The sequence below is a fragment of the Psychrobacter immobilis genome (assembly GCF_904846235.1).
Taxonomy (GTDB): Bacteria; Pseudomonadota; Gammaproteobacteria; order Pseudomonadales; family Moraxellaceae; genus Psychrobacter; species Psychrobacter immobilis_C.
On sequence record NZ_CAJGZN010000065.1, the window covers coordinates 1 to 629 of the forward strand.

Sequence of the window (629 nt, forward strand, 5' to 3'; positions counted from 1 at the left end):
ATGATTCGCCCGTGACGGGAGAGTCTGTTCCTGTTGCCAAGACGATGGGTGACAATGTATTTGCAGGGTCAATTAACATCGATGGTGTGCTCCAAGTGCGCGTAGAAAAGACAGCCGCCGATAACACCATTTCGCGCATTATTGAGCTGGTAGAGCAAGCCCAAGCCTCCAAAGCACCCACTGCCCGTTTTATTGAGAAATTCAGTCGCTATTACACACCCGCAGTGATGGCTATTGCCGCACTAATTATTATCATTCCACCGTTAGCCATGGGTGGAGATTGGTCGACTTGGTTGTATCGCGGTCTAGCACTGTTGCTGATTGCCTGTCCCTGTGCTCTTGTACTATCAACACCCGCTGCCATCGCCTCTGGTCTTGCTGTTGGTGCGCGCCGTGGCTTGCTGATCAAAGGCGGTAGTGCTTTAGAAACTATCGGCCAAGTGAAGACGGTCGCTTTTGACAAGACAGGCACTTTAACTGAAGGCAAACCACGCGTGACCGATGTTGTTGACATTACACAAGAGTATTCAAGTGTTCAAGGTCAGGATTCTCAGGATCAGGGTTCTCAAGGTAAAGATAAGGTAAAGATAAGGTATTGGCGCTCTTTGCCAGTGTGGAGACAGGTAAAG

Annotated in this window: 1 protein-coding gene; it reads left to right on the top strand. The window is 49.4% G+C overall.

The features are described from left to right. Nucleotides 1-629: HAD-IC family P-type ATPase (locus JMX07_RS13545; protein ID WP_227684851.1), on the top strand; the 629-nt coding region annotated here is incomplete at both ends.